The sequence below is a fragment of the Streptomyces sp. NBC_01707 genome (assembly GCF_041438805.1).
Lineage (GTDB): Bacteria > Actinomycetota > Actinomycetes > Streptomycetales > Streptomycetaceae > Streptomyces.
Genome location: NZ_CP109190.1, coordinates 4,001,778 through 4,019,266, shown reverse-complemented (window position 1 = coordinate 4,019,266; position 17,489 = coordinate 4,001,778). Strand labels below are relative to the sequence as shown.

Sequence of the window (17,489 nt, the reverse complement as noted above, 5' to 3'; positions counted from 1 at the left end):
GCCGTCAGGGGATCGCGAGCCGGACCCGCTCCGTGACGACCGCCAGGTCCTCCTCGATCGCGGCCGCCGCCGCCGTGAGCGCGGGCAGCACCGCTTGCCGCACGTCGTCCAGGGTGCCCCGGCTGGCGTGGGTGGAGACGTTCACGGCGGCGACCACCCGGCCGGTGCGGTCGTGCACCGGCACCGCGATCGACCGCAGCCCCTCCTCCAGCTCCTGGTCGACCAGGGCGTGACCGTCCCGTCGTGCCTGGGCCACGGCCTCGACGAGATCGGCGGCGTCGACCCGGGTGAACGGCGTCAGCGGTCGCACCGAGGCGCGGGCCAGCCGCTCGGCCGCCTCCCGCTCGGGCAGACCGGCAAGCAGCACCCGGCCCATGGAGGTGGCGTACGCCGGGAAGCGGGTGCCGACCGTGATGTTGACACTCATGATGCGTACGGTGTGCACCCGGGCGACGTACATGATGTCGTCGTCGGCAGCCAGCACCGCGACGGACGCCGAGTCGTGCACCTGCTCCACCAGCCGGGCCAGATGGGGCTGCGCGATCTCCGCGAAGCTCAGCCGGGAGAGCCGGGCATAGCCCAGTTCCAGCACGGTGGGCAGCAGCGTGAAACGTCGTCCCTCACCGGCAGGTGCCGCGTACCCCAGCTGCTGGAGGGAGAGCAGCGCCCGGCGGGCGGTGGCGCGGGCCAGGCCGGTGGCCTCCGCGGCGCCGGACAGGGTGAGCCCACCGGGTGCTGATCCCAGGGCGGTGAGCACGGACAGCCCCCGGGTCAGCGACTGCAGGAATTCCGGACCCAGCTCCGCCTTGGCGGCGCGCGAGGTGTCAGGGCCGCCGGGCCCGGGCGGCGTGGCCACCGGTGCGGGGGACGCCAGTGCCGCCTGCATCCGCGCCCCGTACTCCCGCAGCCGGGGCAGGGCGTGCTCGGCCAGCGACCGGGCACTGTGCCTGCTGGTGTGACTGACCACGCTCAGCGCGCACACCGTGCTGCCGTCGGGTGCGTGCACGGGGACCGCGACGGCGACCAGTCCGGGCTCGATCAGCTGGTCGTCGGCGGCCCAGCCGGCGTCACGGGCGTCGGCCACCCGTTGCCGGAAGGCCGACTCCACCTCGTCGGGGGCCGGTGGCCCCGAGCGGGGTGGAACGGCGGGAAAGCCGGTGTCACGGGGGTCGTCGTGCAGCCGGGTGAGCCAGTCGGCCTGCTGCTCGGGGCTCCACCCGGAGGCGAAGAGGGCGCCCGGGGCGCACCGCTCGGCGGGCAGCAGGTCACCGATCTGGAAGGCCAGCGCCATGGTGCGCCGCCGGGTGGACTGGCTGATGAACCGCACCCCGGCGCCGTCCGGCACCGCGAGGGAGACCGACTCGTCCAGTTCGTCGGCCAACGCGACGGCGAGCGGTTCCAGGGCGTCGGGGAGACCGCAGCAGGTGAGATAGGCATTGCCCAGCTCCATCAGGCGCGGCGCCAGCAGCACGTCGCGGTCGTCCTCGATGCGCAGATATCCCAGGTGGGTGAGGGTGGTGACGATGCGGTCGACGGTGGAGCGTGCCAGTCCGGTGGCGCGGACCAGATCGCCGGGGCGCATCCGCGGTCCGGGGTGGGCGGCCAGGGCGCGCAGCACGGCCAGACCGCGCTCCAACGGTCCGACCGGCTCGCCGCCGGGTGCTGCGGCGTCCGCCTCGGCTGCGGTCGCGGCATGCGGCATGCGGTCCTCCTCGTCGAGCCTCCGGGTGTGCGGAAACCGTACCCGTCGGGTCCTGCGGCCGCGCGGGGCGGCCGAGCACCGCGCACCCGCTCCACCTGCGCCGACGGGGTGACGGGCGGCCGCGCCCGGGCAACGTCTGCGGCGCGCGGCGCCCCTCGGCCCCGCAACGCCGCTGCGTCAGCAGGAGCTCAACCGATGTGCAGGCCCGCGTAGTTCTCGGCGAGCTCCGCGGCCGCGTGGCGGGACGACGACACGCGGTCCAGCTGGGAGACCTGGAGCCGGGTCTCGAATGCGCTCTGGCCCGGGTCGGTGTGCAGGGTCGTCGTCATGAAGTACGAGAAGTGCTCCGCGCGCCACACCCGGCGCAGACAGGTGTCCGAGTACGTGTCGAGCAGCTCGGTGGAGCCGCTGTCCTTCAGGTGGGCGAAGGCCCGGGCGAGCACGGCGACGTCGGAGACCGCGAGGTTGAGTCCCTTGGCACCGGTGGGCGGCACGATGTGCGCGGCGTCGCCGGCCAGGAAGATCCGGCCCCAGCGCATGGGCTCGGTGACGAAGCTGCGCATCGGCAGCACGGCCTTGGAGGTGATCGGACCGCGTTCGAGCCGCCAGTCGCCGTCGGTCGCGAAGCGGGCGTCGAGCTCGTCCCATATCCGGTCGTCCGGCCAGTCGGCCGGGTCGGTGCCGTTCGGCACCTGCAGATAGAGCCGGCTGACCGTGGCGGAGCGCATGCTGTGCAGGGCGAAGCCGCGCGGCGAGTGAGCGTAGATCAGCTCGTCGCAGGACGGCGGGACATCGGCAAGGATGCCGAACCAGGAGTAGGGATAGACCCGCTCGAAGGCGCTCATGACGCCGTCCGGGACCGCCTTGCGGGTCACGCCGTGGAACCCGTCGCAGCCCACGACGTAGTCGCACCCGAGCGTCCTGTCCTGGCCCTGGTGGGTGTAGTGGATGACGGGCCGGTCCGTGTCGGCTCCGACGACCTCGTTCACCTGGGCCTCGAACAACAGCGGTGCGCCGTCCGCAAGCTGAAGGGCGATCAGGTCCTTGACGACCTCCGTCTGGGCGTACACCCACACCTTGCGGCCGCCGGTGAGCGACGGGAAGTCGATGCGCTGCGCCCGGCGGTCCCAGCGCAGCTCGATGCCGTCGTGGACCAGACCCTCGCGGTCCAGTCGCTCGCCCGCGCCGGACTCCCGCAGCACGTCCACCGTGCTCTGCTCGAGGATGCCGGCGCGTTGGCGCTGCTCGACGTAGGTGCGGTCCCGGCTCTCCAGAACGACGCAGTCGATGCCGGAGTTGTGCAGGAGCCGGGCGAGCAGCAGCCCCGCGGGGCCGCCGCCGACGATGCCGACGGTGGTGTGGTCCATGGCGGTCAGTTCTCCTCTTCGAGAATGCGGTTCGCGATGGCGAAAGCGGCGTTCGCCGCGGGCACGCCGCAGTAGACGGCCGACTGGAGCAGGACCTCCTGGATCTCCTCGGGGGTGAGACCGTTGCGGCGCGCGGCCCGTACATGCATGGCCAGTTCCTCGTGGTGGCCGTGGGCCACCAGCGCGGTGAGGGTGATGCAGCTGCGGATTCTGCGGCTCAGCCCGGGCCGGGTCCAGATCTCGCCCCATGCGTAGCGGGTGATGAAGTCCTGGAAGACGGCGGTGAAGTCGGTGGTGCGGGTGATCGCCCGGTCGACGTGCTCGTCGCCGAGCACGGCGCGGCGCACGGACATGCCGGCGTCGTGCCGGGAGGCGTCGTCGGCAGGTGATGCGGCATCGGCCGCGAAGTGTCCCAGCAGGGCGGCCAGCACGGGAACCGGACGCTCGACGTTGGCGAGGTGCGCGGCGTGGGCCACCTCGGTCAGGGCCGCGCCGGGGATGCCGTCGGCCAGCTCGCGGGCGTGTGCGACGGGCGTGGCCAGGTCCTCGCGGCCCGCAACGACCAGGGTCGGCGCGGTGATACGGGACAGCTCGGCGCGCAGGTCGAGGCCGGCGAGTGCGTCGCAGAGCCCGGCGTAGGCCCCGGGATCGGCCGCGGACAGGTCGTCGACCGCCGCCCGCGCGGCCGGGGAAGCCGCGAAGGACGGGGTGAACCAGCGGGCGGGGGCGGTCTCCGCGACCGGGCCGGTGCCCTCGGTGCGCACCAGCGCCGCGCGGTCGGACCAGCCCCCCGGCGGTCCGAAGTGGGCCGAGGAGCAGAGGATGGCGAGCGAGGTGACCCGCTCGGGGTGGTGCACGGCGAGCCAGGTGCCGACCGCGCCGCCGAGCGAGATGCCCGCGTAGCCGAACTCCTCGACGCCGAGCGCGTCGGCCAGGCGGAGGACCAGCTGCCCGAGGTCGGCGACGGTGCCGCCGTCGGGCAGCAGGCCGGCCGGGGAGCCGCCGTGGCCGGGCAGGTCCCAGCGCACCACCCGGTGGGTCCGGGACAGCGACGGGGTCTGGGGGTCCCACACGGCCAGCGAGGTGCCGAGCGAAGGGCCCAGGATCAGCGGCGGGGCGGAGTCCCGGCCGTCCACACGGTGGTGCAGCAGACGCTGCGCGGGGGCAGAAGTGCTCATGCGGTCTCCTCGTGCTGGTGGTGCGGGGCCGCCCGGTGGGCGGTGGGGCGCGGACGGCAGACGGCCGCCGGCCGGTGCGGTGGGGCAGAGGGCTGTCCGGCGCCGTCGATGTCCGACGCTGTATCAGATCGGGCCCCGGGTGGCACCGATGCCGCGTCAGGTCGAGACCTGAACAGCGCCGACGCCTTGTCAGCTCGGGTGCCGGGAGGTGCCGGTGCGACGTCAGGTCGGGTTCTCGGCGGCGTCGGAGCGGCGCAGGGCGCGGTCCACGAGGGCGCCCGCGGAGCCCGCGTACCGCGTCGGGTCGGTCAGTTCGCGCAGCCGGTCCCGCGAGAGGGCACCGACGATGCCGGGCTCCTGCCGGAGTGCTTCGTCGAGTCCCATGCCCTGCTCCACGACGCGGCGGGACGCCCGCGACAGCGCCTGCCTGGCCTCGCCCCGGCCGATCAGGGCCGCCAGCACCGCGGCGAGCCGCTCGCTGATGACGAGGCCGTCGGTGGCGTCGAGGTTGCCGCGCATCCGGTTCGGGTGGACGCGCAGGCCTTCGGTCAGTTCGGCGGCGTCGCGGGCCGCTCCGCCGACCAGGCGCAGGGCCTGTCGCAGGGGCTGCCACTCGGCGTGCCAGGCGCCGGCCGGGCGCTCGTCCTCGGCGGCGAGCCCGGCGTAGAGCACGGCCGCGAGGGCGGGGAGCTGCCGGGCCGCGGCGGCGATCAGCGTGGCGCGGACCGGATTGGCCTTGTGCGGCATGGCGGAGGAGCCGCCGCCGCTGCTCTCGCCGAGTTCGCCGATCTCCGTACGGGACATCAGCAGAACGTCCGCCGCGAGTTTGCCGAGTGCCCCGGCGGTGAAGGCGAGGGCGCCGGCCAGGTCGGCGACGGGGGTGCGCAGGGTGTGCCAGGGCAGCGTGGGCTCGGCCAGTCCGGTCTCGGCGGCGTAGCCGGCGAGCAGCCGCAGGCCCAGGTCCGGGCCGGAATCCGGGCCGGCGGTCGAGCCGTCGGCCTCGGCGAAGGCGTGAAAGGCCGCCAGGGTGCCGACCGCTCCGCCGAGTTGTGCGGGCAGCCCTGCCCGGACGGCCGCGAGGCGTTCGTGGGCGTCGAGCACCAGCGAGCGCCAGCCGGCGGCCTTGAGGCCGAAGGTGGTGGGTACGGCGTGCTGGGTGAGCGTGCGTCCGGCGATCGGTGTGTCGCGGTGCTCGGCGGCGAGCCGCGCCAGGGCGCGGCCCGCGCGTACGAGGTCGGCGAGGACGGGTTCCAGGGCGCGGGCGGCGACCAGCATGGCGGCCGTGTCCAGGATGTCCTGACTGGTGGCCCCGCGGTGCACATGGGCGGCGGCCTGCCGGTCGTGCTCGGAGACGGCCGCGGTCAGGTCGGCGACGAGCGGGATGACGGGGTTGCCGCCGGAGCGGGCGCGCAGCGCGAGATCCCGGACGTCGTAGCGGGCGGTCTCGGCGGCCGCCGCCGTGACGGCCTGCGCCGCCGCGGCAGGGGCGAGGCCCAGCGCGGCCTGCGCCCGGGTCAGCGCGGCTTCGGCGTCCAGCATCGCGCGGACGTACGCGGCGTCACCGGTGGCGGCCTCCACCGGTGACCCGGCCTGTCCCGGCGAGAGCAGGCCGAGGTCCTCGGCGACGTCAGTCGAAGGCAAGGAAGACCGTCTCCTCGTGCTCGCCGTCACCCTGGAGCCGGATGTCGAAGCGGTGCAGCCGCTCGCCGTGCGGGACGGCGAGGAGCGTGGCGCGGCGCTCGGGCTCCAGGCCGGCCAGCAGCGGGTCGGCCGCGGTGTCGGTCAGGCCGGGCAGGTAGATACGGGTGTGCAGATGGTGCAGCAGACCACGGGCGAACACGATCACAGAGAGGTAGGGGACGCCGCCGGGCGGCAGCGTACGCAGTTCGTAGTGGCCGGCCGCGTCGGTCCCGACGCGGCCGAAGCCGGTGAAGCCGACGTCGCTCCGGCCGATGACCGCTCCGGTGACGGGATCGCGGCGCAGTGAGCCGGGCGCGCCGCGGCGTGAGCCGTCGGGTGCGGGCTGCCAGATCTCGATGAGGGCGTCGGGGACGGGAGCCCCGGCGCCGTCGTAGACGTGGCCGTGGACGGTGAGGACGTCGGGGTGTCCGGCGGGGGCGATGTCGCCGCCCTTCGTGAAGGGCAGCGCGTAACCGTAGAACGGGCCCACGGTCTGCGACGGGGTGGTGGACATCAGCGGCCCTCCTCGATCCAGGTGGCGGCCGGACCGTCGAGGACGATGTCCCAGCGATAGCCGAGCGACCATTCAGGGGTGGACAGGTCGTGGTCGTACGTCGCGACGAGCCGTCGGCGCGCGGAGTCGTCGGTGACGGACTGGAGGATGGGGTCGTAGGCGAAGAGCGGGTCCCCCGGGAAGTACATCTGGGTGATCAGCCGCTGGGTGAAGGCGTTGCCGAACAGCGAGAAGTGGATGTGGGCAGGACGCCAGGCGTTGACGTGATTGCGCCAGGGGTAGGCGCCCGGCTTGACGGTGACGAACTCGTACGCGCCCTGATCATCGGTCAGGCAGCGCCCCACACCGGTGAAGTTGGGATCGAGCGGGGCGGGATGGTCGTCGCGCTGGTGGGCGTATCGGCCCGAGGCGTTGGCCTGCCAGACCTCGACCAGCTGGCCGCGCACCGGGCGGCCGTCCCGGTCCAGCACCCGGCCGGTGACCTTGATCCGCTCGCCGAGCGGCTCGCCCTGGTGCTGCCGGGTCAGGTCGTGGTCGAGGGCGGTGACATCGGTGACGCCGAAGACCGGGCCGGAGAGCTCCACGGCCTCGGGGTCGTGCAGCGTGACCAGCGGCTTGCCGGGGTGGCGCAGGACGCTGCTGCGGTACGGGGCGTAACCGCGGTCGGGGTGGCTCCTCGGGGGAGTGCCGGCGGCCACGGCCTCGGCGTAGGCGTCGCGCCGCTCGGTTATCTCCTCGGAGATCCGGCCTTGGGTCAGAGGGGTGGTCATACGGGGTTTCCTACCTTTCCAGGACCAGGGCGAGGCCCTGCCCGACTCCGATGCACAGGGCGGCGCTGCGGTTCTCCTCGCCGGTGCCGTCGGCATGGCCGAAGAGGACGTCGTCGATCCGAGCCGGGTCGAGGTCCGGTGTACGGGTCGGTGGGGACCGCAGTACTCCGGCAGCGAGGCCGTCGGGGCGCACCCCGGACGGGGCGCCTCCGTACTTGCCGACCGGGGTGGGGACGCCGTCGACGATGCAGACATCGCGCGGCTGACGGTTCATCGCGCGCTCCCTTCGACGGCCGCGGCGATCCGGACCGGGGCGGCGGTCAGGCGCCGGATCTCCTCGGCGGTGACGCCCGGGGCGCTCTCCACCAGGACGAGTCCGTCGTCGGTGACGTCCAGGACGCCGAGGTCGGTGATGACGCGGTCGACACAGGTCCGTCCGGTGAGCGGCAGCGTGCACTCCTCGACGATCTTCGGGCTGCCGTCCTTGGCGGTGTGCGTCATCGTCACGATCACCCGTCGGGCCCCGTGCACCAGGTCCATGGCCCCGCCGATGCCGGTGACCAGCTTGCCGGGTACGGCCCAGTTGGCGAGGTCGCCGCGGGCGGAGACCTGCATGGCGCCCAGCACGGCGGTGTCGATGTGGCCGCCGCGGATCATCCCGAAGGAGAGTGCCGAGTCGAAGAAGGAGGCGCCGGGCAGGACGGTGACGGTCTCCTTGCCGGCGTTGATCAGATCCGGGTCGACCTCGTCCTCGTAGGGGAACGGGCCGGTGCCGAGGATGCCGTTCTCCGACTCCAGGACGACCTGGACACCGTCGGGGAGGTGGTTGGGGATCAGTGTGGGCAGTCCGATGCCGAGGTTCACGTACTCACCGTCGCCCAGCTCGCGGGCCGCGCGGGCGGCCATCTCGTCCCGGGTCCAGGCCATCAGGCCGACACCTTCCTGGTCGTGCGCTTCTCGATCTTCTTGTCCACGGCCTGCGGGGGAGTGAGAGCCACCACCCGCTGGACGAAGATGCCCGGCAGGTGAACCTGGTCCGGGTCGATCTCGCCCGGCTCGACCAGCTCCTCGACCTCGGCGATCGTGGTCCGGCCCGCCATGGCTGCCGGCGGATTGAAGTTGCGGGACGACTTGTTGAAGACCAGGTTGCCGTGCCGGTCCCCCCTGGCGGCCCGGACCAGTGCGAAGTCGGTGGTGATACCCCGTTCCAGCACGTACTCGACGCCGTCGAACTCGCGGGTCTCCTTGCGCGGCGACGCGACCGCGACCCCGCCCGCGCCGTCGTAGCGCCAGGGCAGTCCGCCGTCGGCGACCTGGGTGCCGACGCCCGCCGGTGTGAAGAAGGCGGGGATGCCGCAGCCTCCGGCGCGCAGCCGCTCGGCGAGCGTGCCCTGAGGGATCAGTTCGACCTCCAGCTCGCCGGCGAGGTACTGCCGGGCGAACTCCTTGTTCGCGCCGATGTAGCTGCCCGTGACCCGCGCGATCCGGCCCGCGGAGAGCAGGACCGCGAGACCGGAGTCCATCGCCCCGCAGTTGTTGGAGACGACACCCAGTCCGCCGACCCCGGTGTCGTACACCGCCTGGATCAGCGTGTTCGGTACACCGCTGAGGCCGAAGCCACCGACCGCGAACGACGCACCGTCGTGGACGTCCGCCACGGCCTGTGCGGCCGAGGCGACCACCTTGTCCATGCGACCGCCAATCCATTGTGTTCGTCAGATGAACTTAAGTTCACAGCGCCCTGATTCTGATCCCCCGGCACCCGGTTCGTCAACGGCTCTACGGCAGGGTTTCGGGGTGCACCCGTCGCATGCAGCGGACGCGCCCGCGGAACGCCCGGCGTCGGCCGGGGTTCCGCGGGCGCGTCCGATGACGTCACTCGCGAGGTGGGGCGGGGCAGGCTGTCACTCGGTCGCACCGGCCGGTGCCGAGGTCTGTTGTGCGGTCGCCCCGCGCCGGCTGCGACGAGCCAGTGGCACCAGGCAGATCGCGGCCGCGCCCAGCACGGCGGCGGCGGCGAAGGTGGTGAATCCGAGGCCGGCGTCGCCGCCCTCGACGACGGCGCCGCCGAGCCAGGGCCCGACGACCGCGCCGGTTCGGCCGATGCCGGTGACCCAGCCCAGCCCGGTGGCCCGCTGGGCGGGCGCGTACACGGTCGAGGTGGCCGAATACACCATGGCCTGGGCGCTGAAGAGCCAGATGCCGGTGATGAAGACGACCGTGTAGGCGACGCCGAGCGGCAGGTGGGCCCTGAGCAGGAAGGTGCCGCAGGCGGTGAGGACGAACCAGATCGCGGAGATGCGCACGGCACCGAAACGGTCGGCGGCGCGGCCGGCCACGAGCATGCCGACGATGCCGCCGGCGTTGATGATCATCAGGAAGGTGACGGAGGAGGAGAGGGAGTAGCCGGAGGCCCGCATCAGCTGAGGCAGCCAGGTGGAGACGCCGTAGACGAGCAGCAGACCGGCGAAGGAGGCGACCCACAGCAGCGGGGTCGCGATCCGCGAGCCGGGCGCGAACAGCGACGCGACTGCGGCGAAACGCCCCCTGGCCCCGGCCTCGGGCGCCTCGGCCGTGGTCGGCGAGGGCAGGCCGTAACGGGCGGCGACCGCCTGGGCGTCGGAGGTGCGCCCCTTGGCGAGCAGTACCCCCGGCGACTCGGGCAGCCACTTCAGTACCAGCGGCACCGCGATCAGGGCGGGCAGCACGCCGGCCCAGAAGACGGCGCGCCAGCCGAAGTCCGGTGCGAGGGCGAGACCGAGGCCGGTGGCCACCATGCCTCCGGCGTGGTACGAGGTCATCATCAGCCCGATGGAGAGCGCGGCCCGGCGCGGCGGGGCGAATTCGGTGACGACTGCCAGGGCGATCGGCATCAGCCCGCCCAGGCCCAGGCCGGCCAGGAACCGCCCGGCGCCGAAGACGGTCACGGACGGCGCGAGCGCGCACAGTGCGGAGCCGACGGAGAACAGCGAGACGCTCCAGACCACGACGGGCCGGCGACCGAGCCAGTCGGTGAGCGTGCCTGCGGTCAGGGCGCCGATCAGCATGCCGAAGGTGGTCCAGCTGCCGACGGTGCCGGCGGTCGAGGCGGTGAAACCGAGGGAGGAGTCGTCGAGCAGGTGCGGCATCACGGCGCCGTAGATGTTGACGTCCATGCCGTCGAAGAACACGGCCAGCCAGCACAGGGCCATGACGGCGCCGACGGTGCGGAACGAGCGCTCAGGCGGGGTGTGGGGGGTGGTCACTGATACTCACTTCTCTCACGTCGTCGCGGTACCTGCGCTGCATGCGCTGCACGCCGAAGGGGGGCGGCACGGTCTCCCTGTCGCTGAGGCCGGTGCGGGCCCCCTGGGGTCTCGCGTTCGCTGGGTGAACAATGGTTCGCGAGGTGACGTGAGTTTCGGGAAAATCAACGGCCTTGTCAATGGTTCGGGCAGTGAGTGAATGTGCCGCGCCGAACGAGGGCGCGCGAGAAGCCCGGAAGGGATCCTCAGGGGCCGGGGGTTGAAGGTCCGCGCGCTCGTACGCTGTCCGGCGGGTGCGCAACTCGGCGCGCGCCGGGGGAGACTTCGGTCCGCCGGAAGCCGGTGGTGAACACGGCGGCCTGCGTACGGACCGTCCCTGCCCCTGCTCGTCGCAGTCGGGACGGCGTTCAGTTCAGCAACGCCCTCGCCGCGCGCGCCCGCCCCCTGATCGCCTCCGCGGCTGTCGGTTCCACCACCCCGACCAACTCCGCGTACTCCTCCATCTCGGCCGCCCCGCGAAGGAACTCTCCACTCTGCACGAGCAGTTGGGCCCGCTCGTAGCGCAGCCTCGCCGGATGGGACGGCAGCAGCAGGGAAAGTTCCACCGCCCAGAGCGCCACCCGCGTGCTCTCCGGGCGGACCGCCGCCCACGCCCTGATGTTGTTCAGGATCCGCAGAACGATCTCCAGTGGGCGGGCCGGTACCAGCATCGACGGTTCCAGCTGTGCTCCGGTCGCCCCCGTCACCAGCAGCTCCGCGTCCTGCCCGGTCATCGGCCGGCCGCCGGCGAACGGGTCGGCCAGTACCTGTTCGGCCGGATCGCCGAACCCGACGACGAAATGACCCGGCAGGGCCACCCCGTACACCGGGGCGCCCGCCCGCCGCGCCACCTCGATCCACACCACCGACAGAAGGATCGGCAGTCCGCGCCGGCGCCGCAGCACATGGTGCAGCTGTGACGACTCCAGCCGCTGGTAGTCCGCCGAGGAGCCCGCGAACCCGCACCGCTCACCGAGCAGTTCGGCCAGCGCCGAGGCCCAGGCCTGCCCGCCCCGTACCCCGTACGGAAGCAGGCCCGCCAGCCGGTCCAGCTCGATCTGTGCGGCGTCGATCCCGTCCGCGTCCAGTGCCGGGTCGGCCTCCGCGGCCAGCAGCAGGCAGAGCAGCGCCAGGTCCGGCCGTTCGGCGCGCGCCTCCTCGGCGAACTGCCGGCGGAGCTCGTCCCTCCCGGAGCCCGGCGGGTTCTCGGGGTCGGGCGGATCCGGCGGGTTCGGGGGGTTCATGGGGGACACGTACGTACCTTCCCGGGTTACGCCGACCGGAAGTGGTGATAGAGGTGATGCGTCTCGAACCCCATCCGGTCGTAGAGCGTACGCGCCCCCTCGTTGTCCTCCTCCACCTGCAGCCACGCCGCCGACGCACCCTCGTCCAGCGCCTGGCGGGCCAGCGCGGTCATCACGGCGGTGGCGAGACCCCGGCGCCGGTACGCGGCACCGACCTCGACGGCCATGAAGCCCGCCCAGCGGCCGTCCACCACGCACCGCCCGATCGCGGCTGGCGGCTCGCCCTCCGCGTCACCCGGCACCGTCGCGAACCACACCGAGGGCCCGCTGTCCAGCACCTTCAGCACGTGAGGGCCGGGGGTGTCGAACCGCTGGTAGCGCGAGAGCCACCCCTCGTCGATCTCCCGGCTCAGCCGCACCGGCGCGACGTCCGCGTCCAGGTCGCCGATCGGGGCCAGCGCCGCGATCCGTACCTGCGCCGTCACCTCGCGCCGCCACCCGTGGCGCTCCAGCTCCGCGCACAGCTCCTCCTGCGTGCCCTCGGCGCCGGTGGAGGTCTGGATGTACGCGGGCAGGCCCCGGTCGTCGTACCACCGCTTCACCCGTGCGAGCGCCTCGTCGAGCGGGGTCCCCGGGTCGCCGAGCGGCAGCGCGGAATTGGCGCGCCGGGTGAAACCGGCCGCGGAGCGCAGCAGCCAGTCGCCGAGCGATTCGCTCTCCACGGGCTGCCAGGCGCGGGCGCAGACGGGGGCGAGCTCCGCGAACGTGGCCGCCGGACCCCGGCGCCGGGCCGGTGCGGACGGCACGACCTTGCCCGCCACCAGCGACGATTCCGCGATATGGACGGTCACACCGTTCTTCGGTGTGACCGACAGCACACCGGCGTCCCATGATGTGAGAACGCCTACCGCGTCGGTGAACTTCGCCCCCGCCGCGTCGCCCTCGGAGCGGCGTCGGACTGATACCCGTTTGCCCACGTCAGCTGGTGTAATTCGGACCTCAAGACGTCCGCCCATGGTGAATTCCACAGCTCTGTCCGCCCCTCCTGTTCGGTTCGTGCCCAGGAACGGAGATACTAGGCGTGGGCATCGACGACGCCGCGCTCCCGCGCGAGAGCCAACGCCCTACCGAGGAGGAACGACAGCGTGACCTACGTCATCGCGCAGCCTTGTGTCGACGTAAAGGACAAGGCCTGCATCGAAGAGTGCCCCGTCGACTGCATCTACGAGGGCCAGCGGTCCTTGTACATCCACCCGGACGAATGCGTCGACTGTGGAGCCTGTGAGCCGGTGTGCCCGGTCGAGGCGATCTTCTACGAGGACGACACCCCGGAGGAGTGGAAGGACTACTACAAGGCGAATGTCGAGTTCTTCGACGATCTCGGGTCGCCCGGTGGTGCCTCCAAGCTGGGCCTGATCGAGCGCGACCACGCGTTCATCGCAGCACTGCCGCCGCAGAACCAGTAGGCAGCGACCGGCACGTGCGCCGCCTCGGTCCCGTACGGCTCGTCACCGTGCGGGGCCGAGGTGTTTTCCGGCCCGGGCCACCCGCAGTCGCCGTACCACCCGCATCACCCGAACCACCCTCGTAACCCTCGTACGAGAAAGCAGAGATCCGTGTCCGCAGCAGTCTCCTCCCGCCTCCCGGTCTTCCCCTGGGACAAGCTCGCGCCCTACAAGTCGACCGCTGCGGCCCACCCGGACGGCATCGTCGACCTGTCCGTCGGCACCCCCGTCGACCCCGTGCCCGATCTGATCCAGCAGGCGCTGGTCGCCGCCGCGGACAGCCCGGGCTATCCGACGGTGTGGGGAACGACCGAACTCCGCGACGCCCTCACCGGCTGGGTGGAACGGCGCCTCGGCGCGATCTCCGTGGCGCACGAGAACGTGCTGCCGGTCGTCGGCTCCAAGGAGCTCGTGGCCTGGCTGCCGACCCAGCTCGGCCTCGGCGCGGGCGACAAGGTGGCGTACCCGCGGCTCGCCTACCCGACGTACGAGGTGGGCGCCCGGCTCTGTGGCGCCGAGCCCGTCGTGTACGACGACCCGACCGAGCTCGACCCGGCCGGCCTCAAGCTGATCTGGCTCAATTCGCCGTCCAACCCGACCGGCCGCGTCCTGTCCAAGGACGAGCTGACCCGGATCGTCGCCTGGGCGCGCGAGCACGACGTGCTGGTCTTCAGCGACGAGTGCTACCTGGAGCTGGGCTGGGAGGCCGAACCGGTCTCCGTGCTCCACCCCGACGTCTGCGGCGGTACGTACGAGGGCATCGTCGCCGTCCACTCGCTCTCCAAGCGGTCCAACCTCGCCGGATACCGCGCGGCCTTCATCGCGGGCGACGCGGCCGTCCTCGCTGAGCTGCTGCTGATCCGCAAGCACGGCGGAATGATGACACCGGCCCCGGTCCAGGCGGCCACCGTCGCGGCGCTGGGGGACGACACGCACGTCGCCGAGCAGCGGACCCGGTACGCGGACCGGCGCGCGGCACTGCGAGCGGCGCTGGAGGCCCACGGCTTCCGGATCGAGCACAGCGAGGCGAGCCTCTACCTGTGGGCGACGCGCGACGAACCGTGCTGGGAGACCGTCGCGTATCTCGCGGAGCTCGGCATCCTGGTGGCGCCGGGCGACTTCTACGGACCGGCGGGCGAGCGCTTCGTACGCGTGGCGTTCACGGCGACGGACGAGCGCGTCGAGGCAGCGGTCAAGCGGCTGTCCTGAACCGGACGGCGGGCGGGACCGGCATCGCATGATCCGCGCCGCATGATCCGAACGACATGCGAGAGGGCCTCGGGAGCCGCACCCCCCGAGGCCCTCTCGCATGTGCTGAGCCGGCCGGATCAGGCGATCGGCAGACCCTGGGTGGGCAGGCCCTGCGTCGGCAGCCCGTGGGTGGGCAGGCCCTGGGTGGGCAGCCCGTGCGTCGGCAGGCCGCCGGTGAGGCTGTCGGTGGGCAGGCCACCCTTGGACGCGGCACCGGTGGCACCACCGACCAGCTCACCGGCGCTGCCCGCGGCCTCACCGGCGGCTTTCTGCGCGGCGGGGGCGGCCGTGCCGCCCGTCTTGACGACGGTCTTGCCGGCGGCCGGAAGGGTCGTCCCGACGATCTTGCCGCCGGTGGTGCCCGCGGCTTCGGTGCCCTGCTGGGACACGCCGTCGACGGCCTTGTCGAGGCCTGCGCCGTCGACCGTGGTCAGACCGCCGAGCTCGGGGGTCTGCGGGAGCTCCGCGGCACCTGCGGCGCCGGCCGCACCGACCACGGGGGCTGCACCCGCCGCGATCAGCAGCGCGGCACGGGCGATCCGACGGGTCAGGGGGAGGGACATGATGCTCCTTCGACGGTGTGGATTCTGTCTGTCCGTTGACCGGACGCAGTGACAACCGCCGTGGGGGAGGGAGAGGTTGCGGTGTGCCGAGGTAAAGAGTCGGTAATGCGTCACATAATCGGCAATGGAGGAACCCGGGCAAACATTGCATTCGCCGAGTGTTCGATGAACCGTCACTTCTCTTTGTTCCCAAGGGATTTGGGTAACAGGCAAGCGGTTTCGAAAGTTGTCTGGCGACCACCCGTTCGGGAAAGGCGGGATGGCCCGTACGGGCGACCTTCCGTACTAGCGAACGAGCTGTATACGGACCTCTGCGGTGCCTGATTCCGCACGCTCCGTCCGCCAGCCCGACCCGGCCTTCCACACCCGGCCCGCATACTCGACCTCGTCGATGTCCAGTGCCTCGGCCTGCGCCACCGCCCAGTGCGCCAGCTCCCAGCCGCGCTGCGCCGTGCCGCCGTCCCCGGCGGTCCGGGCGGACTTCTTCACCGGCACCGAGACCGTGCCCGCCGCCGATGCCCCGCCGTGCGTCCCGGCCGCCGGCTTCCCGTCCTTCGCCTCGTCCGCGGCGGGCAGCACGCCCTTGCCGAAGGTCCGCACCAGTGCCGCGCGCACCTTCGCCGCGTCGGCCGCCGCGGCCGCCGTCCGCGTCGGCGTGCAGTTCAGCGCCGTGGGCGTACGGCCGGTCAGCGCGGCGGCCAGCAGCGCGGCATCCGGCTCGTGCTTGGCGTACGCCTGCGGGTAGCCGCTGCGCTGCACGCGCTGCGCGGCGACGGTCAGCGGAAGCCGCGAATAGCCGGGGACCTCGGCCAGATGCTGATAGAACTCGCCGGCCGAGTAGACCGGGTCGAGGATCTGCTTCTCGGTGCCCCAGCCCTGCGAGGGACGCTGCTGGAACAGCCCGAGCGAGTCACGGTCGCCGTGCTCGATATTGCGCAGCCCGGATTCCTGCAACGCCGTCGCCAGCGCGATCGTCACCGCACGCTCCGGCATCCCGCGGGAGGTGCCGACCGCGGAGATCGTCGCGGCGTTCGCGGCCTGCTCCGGACTCATCCGGTACGTACGCCCCTGGCCCGCCGAACCGTCGGCGGACTGCACCGTGCACCGCTCGCCCCCCTTGTTGCCGGTGACGTACTGCACGGTCAGGTAGCCGGCCACGGCGAGAAGCACGCTAAGGGCTGCCGCGATTCGGAAGGGGCGGCTGCGGCGGGTGTGTCGGCGGGTGGAGGAGGCGGTCCGGGGCACGGCCCCACCGTACTGGAGGGGCCGAGCGGGCCCGAGACCGAAGTCCCTTAGGGTCGGTTCCATGCCCGAAAGCACCCTTGACCTCACCCTGGACGGCCCCGCGCTCACCGCCCGGCTCGTCGACTTCCCGTCGGTCAGCGGGGACGAGAAGGAGCTGGCCGACGCGATCGAGACGGCTCTGCGCGCCCTCCCGCACCTGGCCGTCGACCGGTACGGCAACAACGTCGTCGCCAGGACGCAGCTGGGCCGCACCGAACGCGTGGTGCTCGCCGGACACATCGACACCGTCCCGATCGCCGACAACGTTCCGTCCCGGCTCGACGAGAACGGCGTGCTCTGGGGATGCGGCACCTCCGACATGAAGTCCGGCGTCGCCGTCCAGCTGCGGATCGCGGCCACCGTGCCCGAGCCCAACCGCGACCTGACCTTCGTCTTCTACGACAACGAAGAGGTCGCCGCACACCTGAACGGGCTCGGCCATGTCGCCGACGCCCACCCGGACTGGCTGGAGGGCGACTTCGCCGTCCTCCTCGAACCGTCCGACGGCCAGGTGGAGGGCGGTTGCCAGGGCACCTTGCGGGTGTTTCTCCGTACGGAAGGGGAGCGCGCGCACTCCGCGCGCAGCTGGATGGGCTCCAACGCCATCCACGCCGCCGCCCCGATCCTCGGCCGCCTCGCCGCGTACGAACCGCGCCGGCCGGTCATCGACGGGCTGGAGTACCACGAGGGCCTCAACGCCGTACGGATCGAGGCCGGCGTCGCCAACAACGTCATCCCGGACGCCTGCACCGTCGTCGTCAACTACCGGTACGCCCCCGACCGCAGCGCCGAAGAGGCCCTGGCGCACGTCCACGAGGTCTTCGCGGACTGCGGCGTCGTCGAGTTCACGGTCGACGACCACTCCGGCGCGGCGATGCCCGGTCTCTCCCACCCGGCGGCCGAGGCGTTCATGGCGGCGGTCGGTGGTACCGCCCAGCCCAAGTTCGGGTGGACGGACGTCTCCCGCTTCGGCGCGCTGGGCGTCCCCGCGGTGAACTACGGACCCGGCGACGCGCTCCTCGCGCACAAGCGCAACGAGCACGTGGCCGTCGACCGGATCACCCACTGCGAGGAGCGGCTCCGCTCCTGGCTCACCGGCTGACCCGCAGCATTCCCCTGTGTGTAACCTCCGTAGATCTACCCTGAC

The 17,489-nt window shown here is 72.5% G+C and carries 16 protein-coding genes and 1 pseudogene; 3 read left to right on the top strand and 14 right to left on the bottom strand.

The window, feature by feature from the left end:
* Positions 1 to 4: 4 nt before the first annotated feature.
* The 12 genes and pseudogenes from OG963_RS17995 to OG963_RS17940 form a co-directional block, all read right to left on the bottom strand.
* On the bottom strand, positions 5 to 1,702 hold the full coding sequence (locus tag OG963_RS17995; RefSeq protein ID WP_371799234.1) for an IclR family transcriptional regulator C-terminal domain-containing protein: 1,698 nt from the start codon (positions 1,700 to 1,702) through the stop codon (positions 5 to 7).
* Positions 1,703 to 1,890: 188 nt separating this feature from the next.
* Positions 1,891 to 3,069 carry a 4-hydroxybenzoate 3-monooxygenase gene (locus OG963_RS17990; protein WP_093772793.1) on the bottom strand — a complete coding sequence of 393 codons (1,179 nt, stop codon included), beginning with the start codon at positions 3,067 to 3,069 and terminating at the stop codon, positions 1,891 to 1,893.
* Between the two features lie 5 nt (positions 3,070 to 3,074).
* Positions 3,075 to 4,247, bottom strand: a complete 1,173-nt coding sequence (gene pcaD / locus OG963_RS17985) for a 3-oxoadipate enol-lactonase (RefSeq protein ID WP_093772791.1) — start codon at positions 4,245 to 4,247, stop codon at positions 3,075 to 3,077.
* 222 nt (positions 4,248 to 4,469) lie between these two features.
* On the bottom strand, positions 4,470 to 5,888 hold the full coding sequence (gene pcaB / locus OG963_RS17980; RefSeq protein WP_371799233.1) for a 3-carboxy-cis,cis-muconate cycloisomerase: 1,419 nt from the start codon (positions 5,886 to 5,888) through the stop codon (positions 4,470 to 4,472).
* Positions 5,875 to 6,441, bottom strand: a complete 567-nt coding sequence (gene pcaG / locus OG963_RS17975; protein ID WP_093772787.1) for a protocatechuate 3,4-dioxygenase subunit alpha — start codon at positions 6,439 to 6,441, stop codon at positions 5,875 to 5,877. The genes pcaB and pcaG overlap by 14 nt, the downstream gene beginning before the upstream one ends.
* Entirely contained in the window at positions 6,441 to 7,211 is a 771-nt protein-coding gene (pcaH, locus tag OG963_RS17970; RefSeq protein WP_093929435.1) for a protocatechuate 3,4-dioxygenase subunit beta, read from the bottom strand. Before pcaH ends, pcaG begins: the two co-directional genes overlap by 1 nt.
* A gap of 58 nt (positions 7,212 to 7,269) precedes the next feature.
* Positions 7,270 to 7,485: pseudogene (locus tag OG963_RS17965) on the bottom strand (3-oxoadipyl-CoA thiolase); the annotation flags it as partial.
* Complete coding sequence (locus tag OG963_RS17960; protein WP_319328753.1) at positions 7,482 to 8,138, bottom strand: CoA transferase subunit B; 657 nt, start codon at positions 8,136 to 8,138, stop codon at positions 7,482 to 7,484. The gene OG963_RS17960 and the pseudogene OG963_RS17965, both read right to left, overlap by 4 nt.
* The gene (locus tag OG963_RS17955; protein ID WP_093772781.1) at positions 8,138 to 8,902 is read right to left on the bottom strand and encodes a CoA transferase subunit A; all 765 of its coding nucleotides are present in this window, start codon (positions 8,900 to 8,902) and stop codon (positions 8,138 to 8,140) included. Before OG963_RS17955 ends, OG963_RS17960 begins: the two co-directional genes overlap by 1 nt.
* A 213-nt stretch (positions 8,903 to 9,115) precedes the next feature.
* Positions 9,116 to 10,456: an aromatic acid/H+ symport family MFS transporter gene (locus OG963_RS17950; protein ID WP_256328048.1), complete on the bottom strand. Its 1,341-nt coding sequence runs from the start codon at positions 10,454 to 10,456 to the stop codon at positions 9,116 to 9,118.
* Positions 10,457 to 10,863: 407 nt separating this feature from the next.
* A complete protein-coding gene (locus OG963_RS17945; protein WP_093772779.1) occupies positions 10,864 to 11,739 on the bottom strand; it encodes a transglutaminase-like domain-containing protein in 876 nt (291 codons plus the stop codon).
* A gap of 26 nt (positions 11,740 to 11,765) precedes the next feature.
* Positions 11,766 to 12,767 (bottom strand): GNAT family N-acetyltransferase, encoded by a 1,002-nt coding sequence (locus OG963_RS17940; RefSeq protein WP_362269900.1) that lies wholly within the window; start codon positions 12,765 to 12,767, stop codon positions 11,766 to 11,768.
* A gap of 117 nt (positions 12,768 to 12,884) precedes the next feature.
* Between OG963_RS17940 and fdxA the strand changes: the two genes are divergently transcribed.
* Entirely contained in the window at positions 12,885 to 13,205 is a 321-nt protein-coding gene (gene fdxA, locus OG963_RS17935; RefSeq protein WP_018956287.1) for a ferredoxin, read from the top strand.
* 150 nt (positions 13,206 to 13,355) lie between these two features.
* Positions 13,356 to 14,453, top strand: a complete 1,098-nt coding sequence (dapC, locus tag OG963_RS17930) for a succinyldiaminopimelate transaminase (protein WP_093772775.1) — start codon at positions 13,356 to 13,358, stop codon at positions 14,451 to 14,453.
* 119 nt (positions 14,454 to 14,572) lie between these two features.
* On the opposite strand, the gene OG963_RS17925 is transcribed toward dapC, so the two are convergent.
* Positions 14,573 to 15,058 carry an ATP-binding protein gene (locus tag OG963_RS17925; RefSeq protein WP_093772773.1) on the bottom strand — a complete coding sequence of 162 codons (486 nt, stop codon included), beginning with the start codon at positions 15,056 to 15,058 and terminating at the stop codon, positions 14,573 to 14,575.
* Positions 15,059 to 15,343: 285 nt separating this feature from the next.
* On the bottom strand, positions 15,344 to 16,303 hold the full coding sequence (locus OG963_RS17920; protein WP_256328047.1) for a hypothetical protein: 960 nt from the start codon (positions 16,301 to 16,303) through the stop codon (positions 15,344 to 15,346).
* Positions 16,304 to 16,364: 61 nt separating this feature from the next.
* On the opposite strand from OG963_RS17920, the gene dapE reads away from it, so the two are divergent.
* Positions 16,365 to 17,444: a succinyl-diaminopimelate desuccinylase gene (dapE, locus tag OG963_RS17915; RefSeq protein WP_093772771.1), complete on the top strand. Its 1,080-nt coding sequence runs from the start codon at positions 16,365 to 16,367 to the stop codon at positions 17,442 to 17,444.
* The last annotated feature ends 45 nt before the right edge of the window (positions 17,445 to 17,489 follow it).